General features: G+C 41.8%; 3 protein-coding genes. 1 reads left to right on the forward strand and 2 read right to left on the reverse strand.

Annotated features, from left to right (window positions below):
* On the forward strand, positions 1–1,563 hold a 1,563-nt coding region (gene dnaG / locus PX484_RS10675), incomplete at its 5' end, for a DNA primase (protein ID WP_288103779.1).
* Between the two features lie 12 nt (positions 1,564–1,575).
* On the opposite strand, the gene PX484_RS10680 is transcribed toward dnaG, so the two are convergent.
* Both PX484_RS10680 and PX484_RS10685 read right to left on the reverse strand, forming a co-directional pair.
* Positions 1,576–2,814 (reverse strand): glycosyltransferase family protein, encoded by a 1,239-nt coding sequence (locus tag PX484_RS10680; RefSeq protein ID WP_287765673.1) that lies wholly within the window; start codon positions 2,812–2,814, stop codon positions 1,576–1,578.
* A gap of 170 nt (positions 2,815–2,984) precedes the next feature.
* Positions 2,985–3,440, reverse strand: a 456-nt coding sequence (locus tag PX484_RS10685; protein ID WP_288103780.1) for an LbetaH domain-containing protein, incomplete at its 5' end; no start/stop codon positions are given.

A 3,440-nucleotide genomic window follows, 5' to 3' on the forward strand; every position in this document is an offset into this window, starting at 1 on the left:
CAGGAATTAGAACAGAAATTATCCCTCAAGGAACAATTATACGAAATAATGGCCGTGGCGGTGAGTTTTTATCAACACGCCCTTAGTCAACCTCAAGGGGAAAAAGCGTTAGATTATCTCAAGGTACAACGACAACTAACCCCAGAAACTATCGCTAATTTTCAACTGGGATATTCTCCCCAAGGTTGGGAAACTCTCTATCGTTATTTGGTGGAACAAAAGCGCTATCCTGTGGCTTTAGTGGAACAAGCAGGATTAATTAAAGCGCGTCAAAATGGTAGTGGTTATTACGATCAATTTCGCGATCGTTTAATGATTCCTATTTTTGATAGTCAAGGACGAGCGATCGCTTTTGGTAGTCGCACTTTAGGTAATGAACAACCAAAGTATCTAAATTCTCCCGATACTCCTCTATTTGAAAAGGGAAAAACTCTCTTTGCTCTCGATCGAGCTAAACAGGCAATTATTCAGCAAGATTTAGCGATAGTTGTCGAGGGTTATTTTGATGCGATCGCTCTCCATGCAGCCAGTATTAATAATGTGGTTGCCTGTTTAGGAACAGCTTTAAGTCAAGAGCAAATTAAGCTACTTTTGCGCTACAGTGAAAGTAAACAAATAATCTTTAATTTTGATGCCGATCAAGCGGGAATTAAAGCCACACAAAGGGCGATCGAGGAAATTAACTCCCTAGTTTATTCAGGACAAGTTAACCTAAAAATCCTCAATCTTCCCGAGGGTAAAGATGCCGATGAATTTCTTAAATCCCATACTGACGGGGTAAATAGTTATCGAGAATTAATCGAAAATTCTCCTTTTTGGATTGATTGGCAAATCTCGCAAATGTTGGTTAATAAAGATTTAAAACAGGGACTACATTTTCAACAAGTGTCTAGTAGTATGGTCAGTTTACTGCAAAAGTTAATCGACGGCAATCAACGCACTTTTTACCTAGATTATTGTGCTGAAATTTTGGCTCAAAAAGATGCCACTCGTTTGCCATATATTTTTAAAAATCTCTCGAAGCAAGTTAATAAACCTCTGGGAAAATCCCCAGCAATTAAAAGGAAAAATATCCTAGATAAATCCGAAAAAAACGGCTCAGAAAAAGCCGAATGGTTACTATTACTAATCTATCTCCATTCTCCCGAATATCGGAGGCTCATTTGTGAACTTTTGGATGAAAAAGATTTAATTTTTAATCTCCCTGATTATCGTTGGTTATGGCAAGTAATTCTAGAGTTAGAAACCCAAATTACTAACCAAAGAGATTTGATGTCAGCTTTACAGAATCATTTATTGATAATCACCGCAGACAAAAATCGTGATTTTAATTCTTTATTTCACTTAAATGAACATACGAGTCAGCAAATTTTGCAGCCAGAAGAACAGATAAAAAATGCTATTATAGCTCTGGAAAAAATTAGTTTAATGGAATATCGTCGTTACTGTCAAGAACAATTAATTAATGCTCTCGACAGCAATCAACGGGAATTTTATCAGCAGGAATTCTATCAAACTGTTAATAAATTAATCGCAATTGATCCTCACTACCAACAAGCTTAATTCTCTGATTGATTAGAAACTAGACAGTTGTTCGGCAATAATAGATACTAACTTATCCACTGCTCCTGCTTGCCCACGCACTGCCCGCAATTTTTGCCGGATAGCCTCTAATTGTTCGGGATTTTCTAACCAAGATATAGCCAGATTTGCCACTTCTTCTGGTTGTAATTCCCCCAATAATTCCGGAACAATTTCTGCACCGGCCCAAATATTTGGCCAGGCATATAAACGCTTTTTCCGCAACATATAGAGATTAATTATCTTAGCAAATAAAGACCCCACCCCCGGCAGTTGGGCTAATAAACCGGGTAAACCGTCCCAAGTCCGCATCGCGTCTAGTTGCTGAGTCGGTAGTAAAATAATCATCGGGATTGCCAGCGCTCCTAATTCGGCAGTATTAGCACCCACCGTCGTTAAAGCTAAATGACAGCGAGAAAGCTGGTTATGGGCGGGAAAATCGGTAATTAGGTCAACTTTTACCCCCTTAGCTGTTTCTAGATAGGGTTTTTCACCGTTTTTTAATTTGGCAGCACTCCAACCGGTTTTAGTGATCATCGGATTATAGCTAGGATCGGCAAATTTCGCCAAATAAGCTAAATTTAGGGTAGGAGCGACGGGAATTAAGAATTTAGTCCGGGGATCCTGCGCGTGTATCTTTTCGGCAATAGCTAGGGTTAGGGGTACACCCTGGGCTAATTTCGAGGGTTTGGAACCCGGGAGGAGTGCAATTAAGGTAGCATCATCCGGGGTGATAGCAGTGGGCAAATCTACCATTAAATCGCCGATAACAGTAAATTTATGCTGATATTGTTGGGGAACATTATTTAATACACTTGTATTCATCACGGCGAAGCGATCGATCCCCCGATACCAACGCGCTTCCCATTCCCCATAGATAATCGTGCGATAACCCAAACGTTTACCGATGGTGAGGGCAAAAAATTGATCGCCCCCTAAAAATAAAACGATGCCCTTGGAGTGCCAATCCCAATTATCGGCGGTTTTTCGCCAGAAAAGAAAATTAAAGAAGTTTTCTGGCGACTGGACTCGATCTACCTCTGGATATTTCCTAACTACTTCCGTTTCCGCCCCCATAGAATGAGTACAAGGGGAAAGAATCACCGAAATCCGCAACAGCGATCGATCTTCTGTTAAGTTTTGTCGCAATCTCTTGACAACTGGACGCACCCATGTAGATATTTCTCCAGGACCATTGGAGAGAATGAGAAGATCAACAGGAGAATCAAACATGATATGTGGTGAGGTAGGAAGTTTTCGTTTTGGGGAGACAGTATTCAGGAGTCAGGAGATAGGAGATGTGCTTTTATTTATTCTCCCCGTCTCCCCAATTCATAATTCATCATTCATCATTCATCATTCCCCACAACGCACAGGAAGTGGTTTCCCTGTTGCGGTGTTGCCTAGTTGCCATGGAATAAAGAACGAATCGCCTGATGTTTAGGGTGATCAAATTCTGGGGGAACCTTGCGGGTATCAGTAATCAACCAATCCAAGGCAGCCGCTTCCACATCGATCGCGGCGCCAGTTTTATCAACACAATAGCGCCCAAAGACCAACTTATCCACCAAACGCGCCCCTGAACCGAGGCGAGAATATTCAAAAATAACGCTATTATCCACCGTCGCGCCGCCACAAATCCAACAATTCGGGCCAATCATACTCGGACCGACAATTTTCGCCCCGTCTTCAATGCGCGTCATTGCCCCGATATACACAGGTCCGGTGATATCGACTTTATCCCAGTTTACCCCCACATTTAAGCCCGTGTAGATGCCCGGTTTGACTTCGATGCCGGGGATAGCAACATTTTTAATTTTCCTGGATAACACCCCGCGAATTGCCTGCCAGTAGTCGGG

Source organism: Microcystis sp. M49636_WE2, from assembly GCF_030065375.1.
In the GTDB taxonomy this organism is placed as follows: Bacteria; Cyanobacteriota; Cyanobacteriia; order Cyanobacteriales; family Microcystaceae; genus Microcystis; species Microcystis aeruginosa_C.